The sequence below is a fragment of the Halorubrum sp. AJ67 genome, from assembly GCF_000513435.1.
In genome coordinates, this window is the sequence record NZ_CBVY010000039.1 from 1 (window position 1) to 1,495 (window position 1,495).

At 71.9% G+C, this 1,495-nt stretch carries 1 protein-coding gene and 1 pseudogene; one reads left to right on the forward strand and one right to left on the reverse strand.

The window, feature by feature from the left end; all coding sequences use genetic code 11:
* Nucleotides 1–934 (forward strand): annotated as a pseudogene (locus tag BN903_RS14895) (thiamine pyrophosphate-dependent enzyme); the annotation flags it as partial.
* A gap of 16 nt (nt 935–950) precedes the next feature.
* Here BN903_RS14895 and BN903_RS14900 read toward each other — a convergent pair.
* Nucleotides 951–1,495 (reverse strand): FAD-dependent oxidoreductase (locus BN903_RS14900; protein ID WP_048078476.1); only part of this gene is annotated, 545 nt, incomplete at its 5' end.

Genomic DNA, 1,495 nt, shown 5'->3' on the forward strand with positions numbered 1-1,495 from the left:
CGTACGCGCCCTGCGCGGGCCAGGAGGGCTCGGCGGTCGGGTCGACGCATGCGCTCGCGGCCGACGACCTGATCTCCTACCAGTACCGCGAACACGGCGCGGTCGTCGTCCGCGACCTGCTCTCCGAGTACCTCCCCTACTGGATGGGACACGAGTCCGGGACGGAGGCGATCGCCGACGGGAACGTCTTCCCGCTGAACATCGGGATCGCGGCGCATCTCCCGCACGCGGTCGGCGCGGCGTGGGCGTTCGACCACCGGGACGAAGGCCGGGTCGTCGCCTGTCACTTCGGGACGGCGCGACCAGCGAGGGCGACTTCCACGAGGCGATGAACTTCGCGGGCGTGTTCGACACGCCGACGCTCTTCTGTTGTCACAACAACGGCTGGGCCATCTCGATCCCCGAGTCGCGCCAGACCGCGAGCGACACCTTCGCGGCGAAAGCGACCGCCTACGGTTTCGACGGCGTCCGCGTCGACGGCATGGACCCGCTCGCGAGCTACGCGGTCACGCGGAAGGCCGCCGAGCGGGCGAGATCGAACGGCGGCGACGGAGAGGAAGGAGACGCGCCGCGCCCGACCCTGATCGAGTTCGTCGAGTACCGGTTCGGTGCGCACACGACCGCCGACGACCCGAGCGCCTACCGTGACCCGGACGACGTGGACCCGTGGCGCGCGCTCGACCCGATCGACCGCATGGAGGCGTTCCTCCGCGAGACCGGTCGGATCGACGACGAGGGGGTCGCGGCGGTCCGGGCCGAGGCCGACGATGTCGTCGCCGACGCGATCGACTTCGCGGAGTCGATCGCAGCCGAACCGAGCGACATGTTCGAGTACGCCTACGCCGAGCTCCCGCCCGAGATCCGCCGCCAGCGCGACGAGCTCCTCGCGGCGGTCGAGCGACACGGCGAGGAGGCGTTCCTGCGCGAGGAGTGAGCGGGCCGCCGCTCGCTTACAGGTAGTCGGCCGCGGCGATAGCCCCCGTCCGACCGCTCTCTAACGCGCCCTGTATCGACGACCACTCCGTGTAGTCGCCGGCGAGCACGACCGGACCCTCCGGGTCGTCCGAGTCCGGGAGGTCGGCGTGGACGCCGGGCGGTTGCGCGAACTGCGCGAACCGGATCCGGTGGACGTCGACGGTCTCTAGCCCGCCGAACTCGCGGTCGGGGTACCACGACTCCAGCGCGTCGCGCACGTCCGCACGAAGGTCTGCGTCGTCCCGATCCAGCGACCCCTCCCCCAGGAACGTCGCCGCGAGCAGTGCGCGGTCGTCGGGCGCGTACTCGGGGGCGACCTCGGACATCGGGATCACGGCGTTCGGCGACTCCGACGCGGCGTTGAGGAGGATCCGATCGCCGGCGTCGGGGGCCTCGTCCTCGGGAACCGCGTACCACCCGGTTACGTTCGGCACGCCCTCGGTCGGGACCGACTCGACGCCCGTGAGCCGCCGGGCCTCCGGCGGCGAGGCCGCGACGACGACCGCGTCCGTCTCGCGCG